The sequence below is a fragment of the Achromobacter sp. 77 genome (assembly GCF_020541125.1).
Taxonomy (GTDB): domain Bacteria; phylum Pseudomonadota; class Gammaproteobacteria; order Burkholderiales; family Burkholderiaceae_B; genus Achromobacter; species Achromobacter mucicolens.
The window spans coordinates 1,165,304-1,183,917 of sequence record NZ_CP059848.1 but is presented as its reverse complement, the minus strand read 5'-3'; the positions used below and the strand labels follow the sequence as shown (position 1 = coordinate 1,183,917).

Annotated in this window: 19 protein-coding genes; 12 read left to right on the top strand and 7 right to left on the bottom strand. The window is 67.4% G+C overall.

What is annotated here, in order from left to right; all coding sequences use genetic code 11:
- Positions 1–89 precede the first annotated feature (89 nt).
- The 6 genes from H4P35_RS05360 to H4P35_RS05335 all read right to left on the bottom strand — a co-directional run bounded on the left by H4P35_RS05360 (position 90) and on the right by H4P35_RS05335 (position 5,114).
- Entirely contained in the window at positions 90–1,016 is a 927-nt protein-coding gene (locus tag H4P35_RS05360) for a LysR substrate-binding domain-containing protein (RefSeq protein WP_226848360.1), read from the bottom strand.
- Positions 1,017–1,029: 13 nt separating this feature from the next.
- Positions 1,030–1,458 (bottom strand): VOC family protein, encoded by a 429-nt coding sequence (locus tag H4P35_RS05355; RefSeq protein ID WP_152383634.1) that lies wholly within the window; start codon positions 1,456–1,458, stop codon positions 1,030–1,032.
- A gap of 143 nt (positions 1,459–1,601) precedes the next feature.
- Positions 1,602–2,201: a nitroreductase family protein gene (locus H4P35_RS05350; protein WP_226848359.1), complete on the bottom strand. Its 600-nt coding sequence runs from the start codon at positions 2,199–2,201 to the stop codon at positions 1,602–1,604.
- Positions 2,202–2,356: 155 nt separating this feature from the next.
- Entirely contained in the window at positions 2,357–3,322 is a 966-nt protein-coding gene (locus H4P35_RS05345; RefSeq protein WP_226848358.1) for a tripartite tricarboxylate transporter substrate binding protein, read from the bottom strand.
- Between the two features lie 44 nt (positions 3,323–3,366).
- Positions 3,367–3,852 carry a DUF3237 domain-containing protein gene (locus H4P35_RS05340; protein ID WP_226848357.1) on the bottom strand — a complete coding sequence of 162 codons (486 nt, stop codon included), beginning with the start codon at positions 3,850–3,852 and terminating at the stop codon, positions 3,367–3,369.
- Entirely contained in the window at positions 3,849–5,114 is a 1,266-nt protein-coding gene (locus tag H4P35_RS05335; RefSeq protein ID WP_226848356.1) for a flavin-dependent oxidoreductase, read from the bottom strand. The genes H4P35_RS05340 and H4P35_RS05335 overlap by 4 nt, the downstream gene beginning before the upstream one ends.
- 133 nt (positions 5,115–5,247) lie before the next feature.
- On the opposite strand from H4P35_RS05335, the gene H4P35_RS05330 reads away from it, so the two are divergent.
- The 12 genes from H4P35_RS05330 (at position 5,248) to H4P35_RS05275 (ending at position 17,725) form a co-directional block, all read left to right on the top strand.
- The gene (locus H4P35_RS05330; RefSeq protein WP_180098982.1) at positions 5,248–5,739 is read left to right on the top strand and encodes a MarR family winged helix-turn-helix transcriptional regulator; all 492 of its coding nucleotides are present in this window, start codon (positions 5,248–5,250) and stop codon (positions 5,737–5,739) included.
- A gap of 157 nt (positions 5,740–5,896) precedes the next feature.
- Positions 5,897–7,033 carry an FAD-binding oxidoreductase gene (locus H4P35_RS05325; RefSeq protein ID WP_152383631.1) on the top strand — a complete coding sequence of 379 codons (1,137 nt, stop codon included), beginning with the start codon at positions 5,897–5,899 and terminating at the stop codon, positions 7,031–7,033.
- 31 nt (positions 7,034–7,064) lie between these two features.
- Entirely contained in the window at positions 7,065–7,460 is a 396-nt protein-coding gene (locus H4P35_RS05320; protein ID WP_152383630.1) for a RidA family protein, read from the top strand.
- A gap of 119 nt (positions 7,461–7,579) precedes the next feature.
- Complete coding sequence (locus H4P35_RS05315) at positions 7,580–9,025, top strand: M81 family metallopeptidase (RefSeq protein WP_226848355.1); 1,446 nt, start codon at positions 7,580–7,582, stop codon at positions 9,023–9,025.
- 70 nt (positions 9,026–9,095) lie between these two features.
- On the top strand, positions 9,096–10,667 hold the full coding sequence (locus H4P35_RS05310) for an ABC transporter substrate-binding protein (RefSeq protein ID WP_226848354.1): 1,572 nt from the start codon (positions 9,096–9,098) through the stop codon (positions 10,665–10,667).
- Positions 10,668–10,719: 52 nt separating this feature from the next.
- Positions 10,720–11,655: an ABC transporter permease gene (locus H4P35_RS05305; protein ID WP_056321574.1), complete on the top strand. Its 936-nt coding sequence runs from the start codon at positions 10,720–10,722 to the stop codon at positions 11,653–11,655.
- A gap of 13 nt (positions 11,656–11,668) precedes the next feature.
- On the top strand, positions 11,669–12,544 hold the full coding sequence (locus tag H4P35_RS05300; protein WP_180098977.1) for an ABC transporter permease: 876 nt from the start codon (positions 11,669–11,671) through the stop codon (positions 12,542–12,544).
- An 8-nt stretch (positions 12,545–12,552) separates the two neighbouring features.
- On the top strand, positions 12,553–13,560 hold the full coding sequence (locus tag H4P35_RS05295) for an ABC transporter ATP-binding protein (RefSeq protein ID WP_152383625.1): 1,008 nt from the start codon (positions 12,553–12,555) through the stop codon (positions 13,558–13,560).
- A 17-nt stretch (positions 13,561–13,577) separates the two neighbouring features.
- Positions 13,578–14,576 carry an ABC transporter ATP-binding protein gene (locus tag H4P35_RS05290; RefSeq protein WP_226848353.1) on the top strand — a complete coding sequence of 333 codons (999 nt, stop codon included), beginning with the start codon at positions 13,578–13,580 and terminating at the stop codon, positions 14,574–14,576.
- A 37-nt stretch (positions 14,577–14,613) separates the two neighbouring features.
- Positions 14,614–16,086 (top strand): amidohydrolase family protein, encoded by a 1,473-nt coding sequence (locus H4P35_RS05285; protein WP_226848352.1) that lies wholly within the window; start codon positions 14,614–14,616, stop codon positions 16,084–16,086.
- Positions 16,083–17,009, top strand: coding sequence for an N-carbamoyl-D-amino-acid hydrolase (locus tag H4P35_RS05280; RefSeq protein ID WP_152383623.1), 927 nt, complete (start codon positions 16,083–16,085; stop codon positions 17,007–17,009). Before H4P35_RS05285 ends, H4P35_RS05280 begins: the two co-directional genes overlap by 4 nt.
- Before the next feature lie 86 nt (positions 17,010–17,095).
- On the top strand, positions 17,096–17,725 hold the full coding sequence (locus H4P35_RS05275) for a helix-turn-helix domain-containing protein (RefSeq protein ID WP_056321556.1): 630 nt from the start codon (positions 17,096–17,098) through the stop codon (positions 17,723–17,725).
- 20 nt (positions 17,726–17,745) lie between these two features.
- Here H4P35_RS05275 and H4P35_RS05270 read toward each other — a convergent pair whose 3' ends face one another.
- A complete protein-coding gene (locus H4P35_RS05270; RefSeq protein ID WP_217617767.1) occupies positions 17,746–18,489 on the bottom strand; it encodes a YrbL family protein in 744 nt (247 codons plus the stop codon).
- Between the last annotated feature and the right edge of the window lie 125 nt (positions 18,490–18,614).

The following is an 18,614-nucleotide window of genomic DNA, read 5'->3' as shown; positions in this document are numbered from 1 at the left end:
CTTTGCGCCGGCGTCGGCGGCAGGAAAAATACTATGTCGATATGCGGGTATCGGCCGCCGATATGGCTGTCTGGCCTGTTGGCGGCGCGTCAGGACGCCAGCGGTTCCGCGCCGGCCAGTCCGTTATCCGCGACGTGGCGCATGACGAATTCGCTGAGCAGTGTGCGCACCGCCTCGGCCGGCGGCGCCAGCGGCACGTCGCTGGAGGCGATGACCGCCGCGGTCAGATAGACGGGCGGCTCGATCATCGCCGCCGACACCTGGGCATGCCCGGGCGCGCGCGAGAAGTCGCCCAGCGGCAGGATGGTGTGGCCGATGCCCGCCTGTACCGCCGACAGCATGCCCGAAAAGACCTCGGTTTCCGCGACCACCTGCGGCACGATGCCGGCTTCGGAAAACAGCCGGTCCAGCAGGTTGCGCGTCATATTGGGATGGGCGGGCAGGATGAGCGGCATGCCGGCCAGCTGCTCAAAGCGCATGGCGCAAGGCCGGCGCCCCGGCTTGCGCGGGCTGACCACGAACAGCCGTTGCCGGAAGAGCGGCTGGCGCGCAAAGCCGGTGGTGGGCTCGTCCTCGAACACCAGCGCCAGGTCGAGCGAGCTGTCGCGGCTCCGGGCGCCCAGCTGGCCGCTTGCGTCGCTGCTGAAGCGCAGGCTGATCTTGGGCAGCGATGCCCGGCACTTTTCCATCAGTTCGCCCGCCAGGAACGACGCCAGCGTGGACGACATGCCGATCCGCACGACGCCCTGGATGTCGCCGCCCAGCGAGCGCACGATCTGCGGGATGCGCTCCATGCGGCTCAGGATGGACGCGGCTTCCGTGTACAGCGCGGCGCCGGCGGCCGTGGGACGCGCGCCCCGCGCACTGCGGTGCAATAGCGTCACGCCCAGCTCTTCTTCGAGCGCCGCGATCTGCTGGCTGAGCGCCGGCTGCGCCACCGGAATGAGCGCCGCCGCGCGGGAGAAACTGCCCGCTTCGACGATCTTCACGAAATACCGGAGATGGCGCAGTTGCACGGACGCGCTCCGTTCAGAATGTCACCGTGACGGACGGCGCGCTGCGCCGGGCTTCGCCGTGGAACACAGCTTCGATGTTGTTGCCGTCCGGATCCAGCACGAATGCGCCGTAATAGCCGGGGTGGTAATCGCGAAATCCCGGCGCGCCGTTGTCCTGGCCGCCGTGGGCCAGCGCCGCCTTGTAGAACGCGTCGACCATCGCCTGGTCGCGCGCCTGGAACGCAAGATGGTGGCGACCCGTCAACTGGCCCAGCGCGGCCTGGCTGTCGGCCGTCGACACGAACAGTTCGTCCGCCCAGAAGTAGTCGGCGGCCGTGCCGCCCATGGGCACCTCCAGGGCGTCGAACACTGCCTGGTAAAAGCGCTGGCTGGCGGGCAGGTCCCGCACGACAAGCTGGATGTGATCGATCAGGCGGCCGCGATGGATCTCATTGGTCTGCATGACGTCTCCTTTCGGGTTGACAGGGCTCCGTCGACTATAGCGCCATCCGCCGCCCGAAAATGACAAAGCCCGCATGGCGCTGTCGAGCCATGCGGGCCTGAAGACCGCGGTCATGCCGGGCGCGCGCGGCGCGCCCGAGGCGATCAGCCAAACACGCGGAAGCGTTCGGCGTCGTCCATGAACGGCTTGTCGCCGAAACCGGCTTCGTTCGAGCCGAACGGCATCTGCGCGCGCAGCTTCCAGTAGGCGGGGACGTTCCACTCACGCGCCACGGCGGCGTCGATCAGCGGGTTGTAGTGCTGCAGGCTGGCGCCGACGCCGGCGTTGGCCAGCGCGGTCCAGACGGAAAGCTGGGCCATGCCGCCCGACTGCTCGGACCACACGGGGAAGTTGTCGGCGTACAGCGCAAACTTTTCCTGCAGGCTGCGCACCACGTCCTGGTCTTCGAAGAACAGGATCGTGCCCACGCCGGCGGCAAAGCTCTTGAGCTTGGCTTCGGTCTTGTCGAAACCTTCGGCCGGCGCAACCTTGCGCACTTCTTCCGTGGTCAGGTTCCAGAGCTTTTCGCTTTCGGCGCCAAACAGGATCACGGCGCGCGAGCTTTGCGAGTTGAAGGACGACGGGCTGTGCTTGATCGCTTCCTGGGTCAGCGTGGTCAGTTCTTCCTTGGAGGCCGACAGGTTGCGGCCCAGCGAATACTGCGTGCGGCGCTGCTTGAGCGCTTCGAGATATGCGTTGCTCATGTTTTGACCTTTCGACCAGTAGATAGAGATGACGATTGGAGGCATTCTACCGGCTGGACCATGACGCGAATACCCGTTCAACCGCACTTCGGCTGGAACAAACTGTTCCACCGGTGAGATCAAACGGGTGAAATCGGTGCGTTGGGGCGGTTAATTCAGTCGGCGCGGAACCCCGTCGCCTTCACCACCTCGGTCCAGCGCTTAGATTCGGCGGTCAGCAGCGCCTGCAGGGCCTGCCGGTCCGAACCCACGACCACGAAGCCGGCCTCGCCCAGCGTCTTCACGGCGGCGGGCTGGCGCAGCGCGGCCGCGCTGTCGGCCTGCAGGCGGGTCAGCGCGGCGTCGGGCGTGCCGGCCGGGGCGAACAGCGCGAACCAGGCGCCGAAGTTGACCGCTGGCAAGCCGCGCTCGGCAAAAGTCGGCACATCGGCCAGGGCCTGGGTGCGTTGCGCGCCCGTGGTGGCCAGCGCGCGCAGCTTGCCGCCCTGCACCTGGGGCGCGGCCAGCGCGGTCGTCACGAACGCCGCCTGCACGCCGCCGGACACCAGCCCGGAGACGGCGTCGCCGGTCGAACGGTAGTGGATGGCTTCGATCTTCAGGCCGGCCTCGCGCGCAAAGAGCTCGGCGCCGAAATGGCCCGGCGTGCCCGCGCCGAAGGTGGCGAAATTCAGGCGGTCCGGCGCCTTTTTCGCGGCGTCGATGAACGCCGCTAGGTCCTTGTAGGGCGACGTGGCCGGCACGACCAGCACGAAGTCGGCGCGCACCACCTCGGAAATCGGGGCGAAATCGCGCGGCGGATCGTAATTCAGGTTGCGGTACGTGGCGGGCGAAATGCTGATCGACCCGACCTCGCCCAGCAGCAGCGTCTGGCCGTCGGCCGGACTGCGAGCCACGGTCTGCGCGGCGATCTGCCCGCCCGCGCCCACCTTGTTTTCCACCACCACGCTTTCGCCCAGCAGCGGCCCCATGTGCTGGGACAGGGTGCGCGCCACGATATCGGGCCCGGTGCCGGGCGGAAAGCCCACGTTCAGGCGCACGGGTCCATTGGGAAATTGCGCGGCCGCGGCAAGCGGCACGCACAGCAGTAAGCCGCCCAGCAGGCGGCGCAGCATTGTTTGCATGGTTGTCTCCTGGTTTTTTTAATGCCGCGGCGGCTGCCGCGGGGTCAGCAAATGCGATAGAAGCGCAGCTCGACGCGATCGGGATAGCGCGCGCCGGTGCCGATGAAAAGGCTTTCGTTCATCCAGCCCAGCGTGGGCGAGGACGTCTCGAAACGGGGATAGCTGCGAAAGTAGATGCGCGCCGGATCGACGGCTTCGCCGCGCGCCAGCCGCGCAATGTCCTCGGCGCTGCCGGTGCGGATGCCGGTGTTTTCGACATACACGCGTTCGCCCGCGGGCGTCTCGATGACGTAGCGCGCGTGGATGTCCGTGAAGGTGGCCGACCGGATGATCTGGAAGTCCGCGCCGCCGGGCAGCACCTTGCCCGACAGGCGCGGTCCCTGGACCGTGCCGCCGGTGATGGGGATCACGCGGCGGCGCCCCTGCGGCGTATCGCCCACTTCCTGCGGCGCGCCCACGTCGACCACGACGGTGGCCACGTGTTCAAGCCGGGGGGCCTGCGCGTCGTTCATGGCATCGGCGCCGCTCATGGTTTCTCTCCGCGGGCAAGGCGCAGCGCCGCCGGGTCAAAGCCCGCAAGCTGCTTGTAGCGCAGCGACACCGCCGCCAGCTCCTCGCCCGAAATCACGTCGTTGATGTTCGCGAACCCTGCCGGCGCGCGCTCTTCGGCCATCTGCATCACCTGCTCGGGGCCATTCAGGCGGTTGCGCAGCACAATGCCCGCGGTACGCGGCAGGCGTTCGGCTTCGTACTCCAGCAGCGCGATCTCCGCCGAGCGCGCCTTGCCGCGCACGGCCTGATCCAGCCAGTCGGCCAGGCAGCGCGCGTCCAGGATGGCCTGGGCCGATCCGTTGGAGCCGATGGGATACATCGGATGTGCGGCGTCGCCCAGCAGCGTGAAGCGCCCGCGCGTCCAGCGCGGCAAGGGGTCGCGATCCACAAGCGGAAATTCGTAGATCGCCTCGGCGCCGTCGATGATGGCCGGGATGTCGATCCAGTCCCAGCGCCAGTCGGCGAAGCGGTCCGCGAAGACGGACTTGTCGACCTTGCGGTTCCAGTCGGTGGCGGGCAGTTCCGCGCCCGGGATGGACAGCTCGGCAATCCAGTTGATGAGCGAGCGGCCTTGCCGGCGCAGCGGTTCCGAAATCGGGTAGCAGACGAACTTCTGATCCTGGTGCCCCGCCATGAACATGCTGCGCCCGTCCAGATACGGCGGCGCCTCGGTCACCGCGCGCCACAGCATGCGGCCGGAGAACCGGGGCTCGTCCCCCACGGGATGGAGCTGGCGCCGCAGCGCGGAATGGATGCCGTCGGCGCCCACCAGGATGTCGCCCTGCGCGGTATGCAGCGTGTTGTCCGCGCGGCTGCGGAACTGCGCCTGCACGCCGTCCGCGTCCTGGGTGGCGGACTCCAGCACCATGCCGGGGACGATGGCATCCGGACCCAGGCGCTCGCGCACGGCCTGCGCAAGCAGCATCTGGAACTCGCCGCGATGCACCGAGAACTGCGGCAGCGGATAGCCGGCCTCGCGGCCGCGCGGCTCGCGCCAGATCGGCTGGCCCAGCTTGTTGTAATAGTGCAGCTGCGAGGTCTCGATGGCGCGTTCGGCCAGCGCGGGCATCAGGCCCAGCTGTTCGATCTCGCTGACGGCATGCGGCAGCAGGTTGATGCCGACGCCGAGCGGGCGCAGTTCCTGCGCGCTTTCATAAATGCGGCAGCCGATGCCGCGGCGGTGCAGCATCAGCGCGAGAGTCAGCCCGCCAATACCCGCGCCGGCAATGACGATTTGCATGTCTACTCCTGGTCTTATTTGTTATGCAACATAACAAAATTACCCCGCGTTCCGCACGAGGGATTTCCCGCAATCCGGTGGCGCGGCGACAATGCCTGCATTAGTGTTGAGGCCCCGTCCGCGATCCGCCCCCATGTCCAGAGCATCCGTCCAACGCCCTCGCCGCCCCGCGGCCCGTGGCGAACACTTCGATCCGCACGTGCCGGGCGTTCAGTACGGCGCACTGGACGACCTGGTCGGCTACGCGATCCGGCGCGCGCAGATCCTGATCTACGAGGACTTCCTGGCCGCGCTGGCGCCGTGGGACATCACGCCGCAGCGGTACTCGGCGCTGACGCTGATCGCCGCGAACGAAAACCTCAAGCTCACCGACCTGGCCCGCATCCTGGGCATTGCGCGATCGGGCGCGGTGCAGATCGTGAACCAGCTGCAGGACCTGGGCTACGTGGAACGCCAGGAGGCCGAGCACGACCGGCGCGCGTACGCGCTGGCCATGACACAGACCGGCCACGATGCGCTGGCCGCCATCACCGAGGCCGTGCAGGCCCACGACGCGCGCATCAGCGCCAATCTGGGCGCGGCAGAGCGGCGCAAGCTGATCGGCTTGCTGGGCAAGCTGGGCTGAAGCAACCGCCCGCATCGCGCGGCGTCCCCGATTCGCGCGTCCGCGCCCCATTGCGTGCTTTCTGCCCCGATGCGGGCATTCCCCTATTACCCCCGCCGCGTCAAAAAACTATCGTATTCGAGAATTATCAAATAAGAGAATTCTCGCTTCCGACAAAATGATTGCTGAAACCCTATACGATTTTGCCGTGATCGGCGCGGGCATCGCCGGCGCCTCCGTGGCCTACCGCCTGAGCGCCTCGGCGTCCGTGGTGGTGCTGGAACGCGAGTCCCAACCCGGTTATCACTCCACCGGCCGTTCGGCGGCCATGTTCATGGAGACCTACGGCACCACGCAGATCAAGGCGCTTACGCGCGCCAGCCGCGCGTTCTACGAGCATCCGCCGGAAGGCTTCTGCGAACATCCGCTGCTCAGCCCTCGCGGCGTGCTGTACATCGGGACGCCGGATCAGAAGGATCTGCTGCAGGACGCCTTCGAAGACTTCCACCGCCAGTCGCCAAACGTCACCCTCATCGACGCCAGCCAGGCCGTCAAGCGCGTGCCCTGCCTGCGCGAAGACCAGCTGTGCGGCGCGATCGAGGAACCGGATGCGCGCGACATCGACGTGCATGCGCTGCACCAGGGTTTCCTGCGCGGGATGAGCCGCCAGGGCGCCGTGCTGCACAACAACGCCGAACTGGCGGGCGCCGCTTTCGAGAACGATGTCTGGACGCTGACCCTGGCCGATGGCCGGCAGATCCGCGCGCGGGCCGTCGTCAACGCCGCGGGCGCCTGGGCCGACCACACGGCCGGCTTGTGCGGCGCCGCCCCCGTTGGCCTGCAGCCGTGCCGCCGCACCGCGTTCACCTTCAGCGGTCCGGAAGACGTCGATTTCTCGCACTGGCCCGCGGTAGTGGGCGTGGACGAAAGCTACTACTTCAAGCCCGACGCGGGGCAGTTGCTGGGCTCGCCCGCCAATGCCGATCCGGTCGATGCGCACGACGTGGTGCCCGAGGAACTGGATGTCGCCACCGGCATCTACCGCATCGAAACCGCCACGTCGCTGACCATCCGCCGCCCGAAACACACCTGGGCCGGCCTGCGCTCGTTCGTGCGCGACGGTGACTTCGTGGTGGGCTGGGACGCGGCCACGCCGGCGTTCTTCTGGCTGGCGGCGCAAGGCGGCTACGGCATCCAGACCGCGGCGGCCACGTCCGAGCTGGCGGCCGCATTGCTGACGCACCAGCCCATTCCCGACCACCTGCAGGCGCACGGCGTCAATGCCGACGCCGTGCGGCCCGAGCGCCTGCGCTGACCTTATTGCCTACGACACCGAGATTGCCCAAATGACCGCCATTACCCGCTACCCCAGCACCCTGCCCCTGCCTTTCTCGCGCGCCACCCAGGCGGGCGGCTTCCTGTTCCTGTCCGGCCAGATCCCGATGGATGCCGCCGGCCAGGTGGTGCGCGGCGACGTCGCCACCCAGACGCATGCCGCCATCGACCGCATCAAGGAAACCCTGGCCCTGGCCGGCGCAAGCCTGAAGGACGTCGTGCGCGTGACCGTGTGGCTGACCGACCTGGCGCATTTCGCGCAGTTCAACGAGGCCTATCGCAGCCATTTCTCTTCCGATTTCCCCTCGCGCTCCACCGTCGAGGCCAAGCTGGCCATGGACGTGGACGTCGAGATCGAAGTGCAGGCGTGGCTGGGCGATGCCCAGTCCACGACGCCTGCCGCCTGAACGCTGTCCCGTTCGATTGCATGACACCGCCAGGCGCAGCGCCTGGCGGGGCGACACCCCCAAGCGCGCGCCCCGATGCCCGCGCCCTAAAGCCCCACTTTTTGCGCGGAGCGTCATTCATGAAGATCTTTTCCGGGTCCCTGGCGACCGAGACCAACACCTTTTCTCCCATTCCGACGGGCCTGGCCTCCTACCGGGCGCGCGGCTACTTTCCGGCCGGCCAGCATCCGGACCGCATGCAGATGTTCTCGGGACCGCTGTGGGCGGCGCGCCAGCGCGCCGCGGGCAAGGACTGGACGCTCATCGAAGGGCTGACGGCCGGCGCGACGCCGGCCGGCATCACGACCCGACACGCCTATGAGACGCTGCGCGACGAGCTGCTGGACGATCTGCGCCGCGCGGGCAAGGTCGATATCGCCCTCTTTGGCCTGCACGGCGCGATGGTCGCCGACGGCTATGACGACTGCGAAGGCGACCTGCTGCGCCGCGCGCGCGAGATCGTGGGCCCCGATACCGTGATCGGCGCGGAGCTCGACCCGCACTGCCACCTGACGGACACGATGGTCCAGAGCGCCGACTTCCTGGTCTGTTTCAAGGAATACCCCCACACCGACATCCTGGAGCGCGCCTTCGACCTGGTCGACCTGTGCGTGGCGCGCGCCGAGGGCCGCATCAAGCCCGCGCGTGCGGTCTTCGACTGCGAGATGATTTCCATCATGCACACCAGCCGCGAGCCGATGCGCAGCTTCGTGGACCGCCTGCTGGCCATGGAGGGCAAGGAAGGCGTGCTGTCCGTGTCCATCGCCCACGGCTTTCCGTGGGGCGACACGCCGGACATGGGCTCGAAGGTGCTGGTCTATACCGACGGCAACCCCGCGCAGGCCGAGGCGCTGGCGCGCACGCTGGGCGAAGAGATCATCGGGTTCCGCGACCAGCTTGCGCCGCCCTACCCCGGCGCCGACGAAGCGCTGGACCAGGCGCTGGCGCACACCGAATTTCCCGTGGTGCTGGCCGATTCGGCCGACAACGCGGGCGGCGGCGCGCCCAGCGATGCCACGTTCATTCTGGAACGCGTGCTGGCGCGCGGTATCACCGATGTCGCCACGGGCCCGTTCTGGGACCCGGTGGCCGTGCAGCTGTGCTTTGAGGCCGGTGAAGGCGCGCAGATCAGGCTGCGCGTGGGCGGCAAGGTGGCGCCGGTGTCCGGCCAGCCGCTGGACCTGGACTGCGAGATCCTGGCGCTCAAGCGCGACGCCGTCATGACCGGCCTGGCCGGCACGCCCGCGCTGCTGGGCGACGTTGCCGTCGTGCGCACCCGCGGCGTGACGCTTGTGATGACCACCTCGCGCACCCAGGCGATGGGCACCGACCTCTTTACCCAATTCGGCGTGGACCTGGCCGCGATGAAACTCATCATCGTGAAGTCCTCGCAGCATTTCTACGCCTCGTACTCCAAGGTGGGCCGCCACGTCATCTACGTCGAGACGCCCGGCGCCATCACGAATGACCTCAACACGCTGCCGTTCGTCAAGCGCAAGCTGCCCAAGTGGCCGTTCAAACAGTAAGACCCGAGGCCCAGGACCAACCACCCAAGCCGCCCGTGATGGGCAGACCAGAATCAACAAGGGGAAATCCATGATCAGACGTTTCAGCCTGCTGGGAGCCGCCGCGCTCCTGGCCATGAGCGCCGCAACCGGCGCGCTCGCCCAGACCAAAACCCTGCGCCTCGTGCCGCATGCGGACCTAAAGACGCTGGATCCGCTCTTTAACACCGCCTACATCACGCGCAACCACGGCTACATGGTGTTCGATACCCTGTTCGCCCAGGACAGCCAAGGCCAGGTCAAGCCGCAGATGGTGGACACCTGGACCAAGTCCGAGGACGGCAAGACCTGGACGTTCACGCTGCGCCCCGGCCTGAAGTTCAACGACGGCACGCCGGTGACGGCCGAGGACTGCATTGCCTCGATCCAGCGCTGGGCCAAGAAGGACACGTTGGGCCAGGCCATGATGGCGGCGGGCGCGGAACTGGCGGCCACCAACGAGAACACGTTCACGCTGACCCTGAAAGAGCCCTTCGGCCTGGTGCTGGATGCGCTGTCCAAACCCTCCGGCATGCCGCCCTTCATCATGCCCAAGCGGCTGGCCGCCACCGATCCGAACACCCAGGTGACCGAGATGGTCGGGTCTGGTCCGTTCCTGTTCAAGCGGGATGAATGGGTGCCCGGCAACAAGGTGGTCTACGTGAAGAACCCGGCCTACGTGCCGCGGTCAGAAGCGCCGGACGGCCTGGCGGGCGGCAAGAACGTGAAGGTGGACCGCGTGGAGTGGGTCTACATCCCCGACGGCAACACGTCGACGGCCGCACTGATGAACGGCGAGGTCGACATGATCGAACAGGTCACGCCCGACTTCCTGCCGGTGCTCGAAACCAATCCCGACATCACGCTGAGCACGTCGGTTGCCTCGCAAGGCATGGTGATTCTCAACGCCCTGCATCCGCCGTTCAACAACCCGCTGGCACGCCAGGCGCTGTATCACCTGGTCAGCCAGAAGGAAATGCTGACCGCGATGGGCTACCCGGACAAGTACCGCGTCGACTACTGCCCCACCATGTACATCTGCGGTTCGCCCCTGGCCACGGACGCGGGCGCCGCGCCCTACGCCAAGCCGGACGTGGCCCGCGCCAAGCAATTGCTGCAGGAATCGGGCTACAAGGGCGAGAAGGTCGTGCTGCTGTACCCCACCGACCACCTGAGCGCCCCCGCCGTGATGGTGCTGGCGCAGAACATGAAGAAGGCGGGCGTGAACGTGGACCTGCAGTCCATGGACTGGGCCTCGCTTGCCGGACGCCGCCTGAAGAAGGATCCGCCCGCGCAAGGCGGCTGGAACATCTTCCTGACCTGGGGCGGTTACTTCGACGCCAGCACGCCGGTGACCAACCCGTGGCTGTCCGCCGCCTGCGGCAACAGCCTGCCGGGCTGGCCCTGCGACAAGGACCTGGACACCCTGCGCACCAGCTGGATCCGCGAAACGGACGCCGCCAAGCGCAAGGACATCGCCGCGCAGATCCAGGCGCGCGCCTACCAGACGGTGCCTTACGTGATGTGGGGCGAGTTCAAGCCCGTCTTTGCCGTGCGCGGCCTCAAGCACACCGAGCTGGTCAAGTCCGGCATCCCGGTGATGTGGAACATCGAAAAACCGTAAGGCCGACGCCGGGCGCCGCGCGCGCCCGGCCGCAAGCCGGGGGGAATCCAGCGTGAAATTCATCCTGCGCCGCATCGCGGCCGTCATACCCGTCATGGCCGTCGTGGCGGTTGTGGTGTTCCTGCTGATACACCTGTCGCCGGGCGATCCCGCGGCGGTGATCGCGGGCGACAACGCCACCGCCGACGACGTCGAGAAAATCCGCCAGAACCTGGGCCTGGACAAGCCGCTGCTGCAGCAGTTCGTCATCTGGGTCAGCCATATCGCCACGGGCGACCTGGGCACGTCGATGTCCACGCAGATGCCCGTCTCGCAGCTCATCGCCCAGCGCATGGGGCCGACGATCTCGATCGCGCTCTTCACGATGCTGTTCGCCGTGCTGGCGGCAATTCCCCTGGGTGTGCTGGCGGCATGGAACGCCGGCAAGTGGCTGGACAGGCTGGTGATGGTAGGCGCGGTGTGCGCGTTCTCAGTGCCCGTATTCCTGATCGGCTACAGCCTGGTGTACGGCTTTTCCATCAAGCTGGGCTGGCTGCCGGTGCAGGGCTACAAACCCCTAGCCGATGGCCTCGTGCCTTACTTGCGCCACCTGGTGCTGCCCTGTCTGTCGCTGGGCCTGGTGTACATGGCGCTGCTGACCCGCATGACGCGCGCCACCATGCTGGAGGCCCTGTCCGAAGACTACATCCGCACCGCGCGCGCCAAGGGCCTGTCGTCCGGTCCCATCGTCTGGCATGCGCTCAAGAACGCCGCCAATCCCATTGTCACGACCATCGGCGTCGGCGTGGCGCTGCTGATCGGCGGCGTCGTCGTGACCGAGACGGTGTTTGCGATCCCCGGCCTGGGCCGCCTGACCATCGACGCCGTGCTGCGCCACGACTATCCGGTCATCCAGGGCGTGTTGCTGGTGGCCTCGGGCATCTACGTGCTGATCAACCTGCTGGTCGACCTGAGCTACCGGCTCTTCGATCCCCGCATCCGCTATTGAGAAGAGGCCACGCATGAACACGACCACCCTGCCCCTTCCCGCCACGCGGCCGCGCCTGCGGCGCGCGTTCCGGTCGGTGCGCCGCCATCCCATGCTGTACGCCGGCGGCGCGATCCTCATCATCCTCGCGGCCATCGCGCTGGCCGCGCCGTGGCTGGCCACCGTCGACCCGCAGGAAATCAATCCGCTGGCGCGCATGAAGCCGCCCTCGGCCGAACACCTGTTCGGCACCGACGCGCTGGGCCGCGACGTCTATTCGCGCACCGTCTGGGGCGCCCGCATCTCGCTGCTGGTCGGCATCGTGGTCGCCGTCGTCTCCACCGCCGCCGGCGTGGTGCTGGGCATGATGGCCGGCTACTTCCGCCGCATCGACGCCGTCATCATGCGCATCATGGACGGCCTGATGGCCATCCCCGGCGTGCTGCTGGCGATTGCGCTGATGGCCACGCTGAAGGGCGGGCTGGGCACCGTCATCATCGCCATCGTCATTCCCGAAGTGCCGCGCGTCGTGCGCCTGGTGCGCGCGCTGGTCCTGACCATCCGCGAGCAGCCCTACATCGAAGCCGCCGTCTCGGTCGGCACGCGGGTGCCGTCGATCCTGATGCGCCACATCCTGCCCAACCTGTTTGCGCCGCTGATGGTGCAGGCCACGTTCATCGCGGCCTCCGCCATCCTGACCGAAGCCGTGCTGAGCTTTCTGGGCGTGGGCATTCCGCCGCACATCCCGAGTTGGGGCAACATCATGGCCGAAGGCCGCAACTTCGTGGCCGTGGCGTTCCACATCATCCTGTATCCGGGCCTCTTTCTGGGCGTGGCCGTCCTGGCCGTCAATCTGGTCGGCGACGGGCTGCGCGACATGCTCGATCCCCGCCTGGCCAAGAAGCTGTAGGAGCGCACATGCAACCCCATCCCGTCCTGCGCGTGCAAGACCTCACCACCTGTTTCGACGGCGACGACACGACCGTGCTGGCCGTCGACAAGCTCTCGTTCGACCTTCTGCCCGGTGAAACCCTGGGGCTGGTTGGCGAATCGGGCTGCGGCAAGAGCGTCACGTCGCTGTCCATCATGCGGCTGCTGCGCGCCCCCGGCCGCGTCGCCAGCGGCAGCATCGAGTTCGACGGCAGCGATCTCCTGGCCCTGCCCGAGAAATCGATGCGCGCCATTCGCGGCAACAAGATCTCGATGATTTTCCAAGAGCCCATGACCTCCTTGAATCCCGTGATCACGGTGGGCAAGCAGATCAGCGAATCGCTCATGCTGCACCAGGGCCTGTCACGGCGCGAGGCGCTGACGCAGGCCGAGGCGCTGCTGGACCTGGTGCAGATCTCCGACCCGGCGCGCCGCGTGCGCGAGTATCCCTATCAGCTCTCGGGCGGCATGCGGCAACGCGCCATGATCGCCATGGCGCTGGCCTGTCAGCCCAAGGTGCTGATCGCCGACGAGCCCACCACGGCGCTGGACGTCACCATCCAGGCTCAGATCCTGCATCTGTTGCGCGACATCCAGGCAAGGCTGGGCACGGCCATCGTGCTGATCACGCACGACCTGGGCGTGGTCGCGCAGATGTGCCAACGCGTGATCGTCATGTACGCCGGCCGCAAGGTCGAGGAAGGCAGCGTGGACGACGTGCTGGACCGCCCGCAGCACCCGTACACGCAGGCGCTGATCCGTTCGCTGCCCGACTTCGTCGACGGGCAGGACCACACCGCGCGGCTGGCCGAGCTGCCCGGCATCGTTCCGGTGCGCACACCCGCCTCGCGCGGCTGCGCCTTTGCGGCGCGCTGCCCCGAGGCCCTGCCGCGCTGCACCGAGGAAGCGCCCGGCGCGACCGACGCGGGCGCCCGCCACCGCGTCTGGTGCTGGGCCCGCCAGGACGCACCGGCACCCGCCGCCCTGACCGCCTGAGACGCATGAGACCCGCCATGAACCTGCACGACATTCCCCTCGCGTCTTCCGTGCCCGCCGCCGCCGCGGTGCCCATGCTGGAAGTCATCGGCCTGAAGAAGCACTTTCCCGTGGATAGCAGGCGCGGCGCCAAGGTGCTGCGCGCGGTCGACGGCATCTCGCTGTCGGTGCCCCGCGGCCAGACGCTCAGCCTGGTCGGCGAGTCCGGCTGCGGTAAGTCCACCACCGGCAAGTGCCTGATCCGCCTGACCGATCCCACCGAAGGCCGCATCCTGCTGGAGGGCGAAGACCTCGCCAAGATGAACAGCAGCCAGCTGCGCGCCATGCGCCGCCGCATGCAGTTCATCTTCCAGGACCCGTTTTCGTCGATGAATCCGCGCATGCGCGTGCGCGACATCATCGGCGAGCCGCTGCGCAACTTCGGCCACGACCGCGAGGCCATCCGCGAACGCGTGTCGCAGTTGCTGGCGCGCGTCAGCCTGCGGCCCGACGCCGCCGACAAGTATCCGCACGAATTCTCGGGCGGCCAGCGCCAGCGCATCGTGATCGCGCGCGCCCTGGCGCTGGACCCGGGGCTCATCGTCTGCGACGAGCCCGTGTCGGCGCTTGACGTGTCGGTGCAGGCGCAGGTCATCAACCTGCTGATGGACCTGCAGCGCGACCTGGGGCTGACCTACGTGTTCATCTCGCACGACCTGAGCGTCGTGCGCCACATCAGCCACCGCGTGGCCGTGATGTATTTGGGCAAGATCGTGGAGATCGGCACCCGCGATGCGATCTTCGACCGTCCGGCCCACCCTTACACCCGGGCCCTGCTAGCGGCCGTGCCGTCCGCGCGCCACGGGGAGCGCAACCCCGTCGAGGTGCTGAAGGGCGAAATCCCCAGCCCGCTGTCGCCCCCGTCCGGATGCGCGTTCCGTACCCGCTGCCCCATGGCGCAGCCGCGCTGCGCCGAAGAAACGCCCCAGCCGCGCCAGGTCGCCGCCGAACAGCAGGTCGCCTGCCACTTTGCCTGATCCCCCATTGCCCGATCCCACCTTGCCGGAGAACCGCATGTCCCAGCCCGACGCCACCCCGTTTGACTACATCCTCGCCGGCGGTACCGTCATCGACGGCACCAACGCCCCGGGCCAGCGCGCCGACGTGGGCGTGCGCGGCGACCGCATCGCCGCCGTGGGCGACCTCAGTGGCAGCGCCGCGCGCCGCCGCATCGACGTATCGGGCAAGGTGGTGGCCCCCGGGTTCATCGACTCGCACACGCACGACGACAACTACCTGCTCAAGCGCCGCGACATGACGCCCAAGATCTCGCAGGGTGTCACCACCGTCGTCACCGGCAACTGCGGCATCAGCCTGGCGCCGCTGGCCCACGCCCACGCCAGCCCGCCGGCGCCGCTGGACCTGCTGGACGAAGGCGGCTCCTACCGCTTCGAACGTTTCTCCGACTACCTGGATGCGCTGCGCGCCACGCCCGCCGCCGTCAATGCCGCCTGCATGGTCGGCCATTCGACGCTGCGCGCGGCCGTCATGTCCGACCTGCAGCGCGCCGCCACGCCCGACGAAGTGCAGGCTATGCAATCGCTGGCCGACGACGCGCTGTCCAGCGGCGCCATCGGCATCTCCACCGGCACGTTCTATCCGCCGGCGGCCCAGGCCACCACCGAGGAGATCATCGAGGTCTGCCGGCCGCTCAACACGCACGGCGGCATCTACGCCACGCACATGCGCGACGAAGGCGAACACATCGTGCAAGCGCTGGAAGAGACCTTCCGCATCGGCCGCGAACTGGACGTGCCCGTCGTAATCTCGCATCACAAGGTCATGGGCCAGCCCAACTTCGGGCGGTCCGCCGAAACCCTGCCGCTGATCGAAGCCGCGATGGCCAAGCAGGATGTCTCGCTGGACGCCTACCCCTACGTGGCCGGATCCACGATGCTCAAGCAGGACCGCGTCCTGCTGGCCGGCCGCACCATCATCACCTGGTGCAAGCCGTATCCAGAGCTGAGCGGCCGCGACCTGGACGAAGTGGCCGCCGAGCGCGGCAAGTCCAAGTACGACGTCGTCCCGGACCTGCAACCGGCCGGCGCCATCTATTTCATGATGGACGAGCCCGACGTGCAGCGCATCCTCAAGTTCGGCCCGACCATGATCGGCTCGGACGGCCTGCCCCACGACGAGCGCCCGCATCCCCGGCTGTGGGGCACCTTCCCGCGCGTGCTGGGCCATTATTCGCGAGACCTGGGGCTGTTCCCGCTGGAAACCGCCGTCTGGAAGATGACGGGCCTGACCGCCGCCAAGTTCGGGCTGGCCGAGCGCGGGCAGGTGCAGCCCGGCTACTTTGCCGACCTCGTCGTCTTCGACCCGGCCACCGTGGCGGACGCCGCCACCTTCGAACGCCCCACCGAACGCGCGGCCGGCATCCATTCGGTCTACGTCAACGGCGCGCCCGTCTGGGAGGAGCAGGCCTTCACCGGCCAGCACGCCGGCCGCGTTCTGGCCCGTACCGCCGCCGGGAACGCCGCATGAGCGCCCGCAAGCTCCACCTTGCCGTCGCGCAGCTGGGCCCTGTGCAGCGCAGCGACACCCGCGTTCAGGTCGTGCGCCGTCTGATCGACCTGCTGGAAGACGCGCACAGCCGCGGCGCCGCCTGGGTGACGTTTCCGGAACTGGCCCTGACCACCTTCTTTCCGCGCTGGTCCCTGGACGAACCCCGCGAAGTGCAGGAATTTTTCGAGACCGAGATGCCGGGCCCGCTGACCCGCCCCCTGTTCGACGCGGCGCGCGACAAGGGCATCGGTTTTTACCTGGGTTACGCCGAGCTCGCGGACGGCGCGCAGTACAACACCAGCATCCTGGTGGGCCGCGACGGGCAGATCGTGGGCAAGTACCGCAAGATCCACATCCCCGGCGACGCGCAGACTGTCGACGGCGCGCCCTTGCAGCACCTGGAAAAGAAGTACTTCGCCGTCGGCGACCTGGGATTTCCCGTGTGGCAGACCCCGGACGCTGCCATCGGCATGTGCATCTGCAACGACCGCCGCTGGCCCGAGACGTTTCGCGTCATGGGCCTGCAGGGCGTGGAGGTCGTCATGGCCGGCTACAACACGCCATCGGGCTACGTGCAATGGAACGAGCCGATCCACCTGCGCATGCACCATCACCTGCTGTCGCTGCAGGCCGGCGCCTACCAGAACGCCTGCTGGGTGGCGGCGGCAGCCAAGGCCGGCGTCGAGGAAGGCAACCCCATGATCGGCGGGTCCTGCATCGTCGCGCCCACCGGCGAAATCATGGTGCGCACCTTTTCCGAGGACGACGAGGTCATCAATTTCGTCTGCGACCTGTCAGTGTCGGATCACTACCGCGCCAACATCTTCAATTTCGCCGCCCACCGCCGGCCCGAGCATTACCGGATGATCGTCGAACGCACCGGCGCCCAACCACCCGCCTGATCCGGCCCACCCCTTACAATCCGGCTACACGCGGCGGGGCTTGCGGGCCCTGCCCCAGCCTTCAACCCTATCAGCCAGACCGCTACATGGCCCCAACCGGCAACACATCCCCGCCAGAGATCGTGGGCAAGGAAGAAATGGGCGCCCGCCTGCGCGCCGAGCGCAAGGCCAGGAAAATGACCTTGCAGGCGCTGTCCAAGGCCAGCGGCATCGCGGTATCGACCCTATCAAAGGCTGAACTCGGCCAGATCGCCCTCAGCTACGAAAAATTCGCCGCCCTGGCCCGCGCGCTCGACATCGACATGACCCGCATGTTCATGCTGCGCGACGCCGCGCAGGCCGCGGTTGCCCCCACCTTCGTCAAGAACCGGCTCAGCGACGCCCGCGACTACATCACCGAGAACTATCACTACCGGCTGCTGATGGGCGAATACCCCGGCAAGAAGATGCTGCCGATGGTCGCCATGATCGACTCGCGCAAGGTGGTGGAATTCGAGGACTACATCCGCCATCCCGGGCAGGAATTCGTCGTGGTCCTGTCGGGCAAGGTCCGCATCCAGTTTGAAAATGGCGACAGCGTCGTGCTGAACCGCCTGGAATCGGCGTACTTCGACAGCAGTATCGGGCATGTGTATCTGTCGCTGAGCAGAAAGCCGGCCGAGGTGCTGGCGGTGTGCAGCGACATGGACGACGTGCCGGACAGACTGAAGGGCTGAGCGCCTAAGCGCCTAAGCGCCTAAAGGCGGCGCGCGCTCGCGGCCAGCAGCTTTTTCGTCATCGTGTCGTAGCGGCGCAGGATGCGCCGGCCATTGAGCGCCTTGCTCCACGAATACACGGGAATCAGCTGCTTGGAGCCGTAGCCGTCCACCAGATAAAGGCCTTCCCGGCCTTCGGCATTGAAGCCTACGACGATATTGCTGGCGCTGACGTCGTTGAAGATGACGTGCGCATCGATCAGCGCCATGATGAAGTCATGCACGCGATGCCGCAGTTCTGGGGAAAACCCGTGCCGCGCCACCACCTCTTTCAGGGTGGGCGCCAGGTTCCCGTGGGCGTCGACGATGCGCTCGACCACCAGCCCCAACCCCTTCGAGGTCAGCACCAGGCCAAAGATGCGCGCCATGAGCACATTGCCCACGTGCGCTCCTTGGCGCGCGGACGTGGCGATGTACTCGACGGTCTCCATGATGAACACCCGGTGCGCGTCATCCCGCTGAAAGCGCTTGTACCAGGCCCGCTTGCGGTCCGGCTGGCTGCGGCGCGCGCCATTGATGATCTTGATGAGCAGCGAGCTGTCGGCCGGGTGCAGATACACATCCCGTTCGCTGCCCGCCGCCGCGATCGAGAGCGGTCTCAAGTCCAGGACGTCGAAGGGACTGGCCGCCCACGCGTCATGAAACGTCATCCGCGGCAGGACGCTCAGTTCATTCGGTAGCGGGGTCAGTTCGGCAATATCGCGCCGGACGGACGCATTTAGCATGGCAATCTCTGGAGACGACTGCTGCACTGTGTCGTTGAAAACTTGCGGGGTAGCGCGGCGAACCGTTCTATCCAAACGAACGGATGCAGGATGGCGCAGGCGCGTGGTGGCCATATGGTATGCGG

Excerpts from the sequence above, each read along its gene's own strand:
- H4P35_RS05355 (WP_152383634.1), bottom strand. The coding sequence starts at position 1,458 with ATGCAGACCAATGAGATCCATCGCGGCCGCCTGATCGATCACATCCAG.
- H4P35_RS05350 (WP_226848359.1), bottom strand. The coding sequence starts at position 2,201 with ATGAGCAACGCATATCTCGAAGCGCTCAAGCAGCGCCGCACGCAGTAT.
- H4P35_RS05345 (WP_226848358.1), bottom strand. The coding sequence starts at position 3,322 with ATGCAAACAATGCTGCGCCGCCTGCTGGGCGGCTTACTGCTGTGCGTG.
- H4P35_RS05340 (WP_226848357.1), bottom strand. The coding sequence starts at position 3,852 with ATGAGCGGCGCCGATGCCATGAACGACGCGCAGGCCCCCCGGCTTGAA.
- H4P35_RS05335 (WP_226848356.1), bottom strand. The coding sequence starts at position 5,114 with ATGCAAATCGTCATTGCCGGCGCGGGTATTGGCGGGCTGACTCTCGCG.
- H4P35_RS05330 (WP_180098982.1), top strand. The coding sequence starts at position 5,248 with ATGTCCAGAGCATCCGTCCAACGCCCTCGCCGCCCCGCGGCCCGTGGC.
- H4P35_RS05325 (WP_152383631.1), top strand. The coding sequence starts at position 5,897 with ATGATTGCTGAAACCCTATACGATTTTGCCGTGATCGGCGCGGGCATC.
- H4P35_RS05320 (WP_152383630.1), top strand. The coding sequence starts at position 7,065 with ATGACCGCCATTACCCGCTACCCCAGCACCCTGCCCCTGCCTTTCTCG.
- H4P35_RS05315 (WP_226848355.1), top strand. The coding sequence starts at position 7,580 with ATGAAGATCTTTTCCGGGTCCCTGGCGACCGAGACCAACACCTTTTCT.
- H4P35_RS05310 (WP_226848354.1), top strand. The coding sequence starts at position 9,096 with ATGATCAGACGTTTCAGCCTGCTGGGAGCCGCCGCGCTCCTGGCCATG.
- H4P35_RS05300 (WP_180098977.1), top strand. The coding sequence starts at position 11,669 with ATGAACACGACCACCCTGCCCCTTCCCGCCACGCGGCCGCGCCTGCGG.
- H4P35_RS05295 (WP_152383625.1), top strand. The coding sequence starts at position 12,553 with ATGCAACCCCATCCCGTCCTGCGCGTGCAAGACCTCACCACCTGTTTC.
- H4P35_RS05290 (WP_226848353.1), top strand. The coding sequence starts at position 13,578 with ATGAACCTGCACGACATTCCCCTCGCGTCTTCCGTGCCCGCCGCCGCC.
- H4P35_RS05285 (WP_226848352.1), top strand. The coding sequence starts at position 14,614 with ATGTCCCAGCCCGACGCCACCCCGTTTGACTACATCCTCGCCGGCGGT.
- H4P35_RS05280 (WP_152383623.1), top strand. The coding sequence starts at position 16,083 with ATGAGCGCCCGCAAGCTCCACCTTGCCGTCGCGCAGCTGGGCCCTGTG.
- H4P35_RS05275 (WP_056321556.1), top strand. The coding sequence starts at position 17,096 with ATGGCCCCAACCGGCAACACATCCCCGCCAGAGATCGTGGGCAAGGAA.
- H4P35_RS05270 (WP_217617767.1), bottom strand. The coding sequence starts at position 18,489 with ATGCTAAATGCGTCCGTCCGGCGCGATATTGCCGAACTGACCCCGCTA.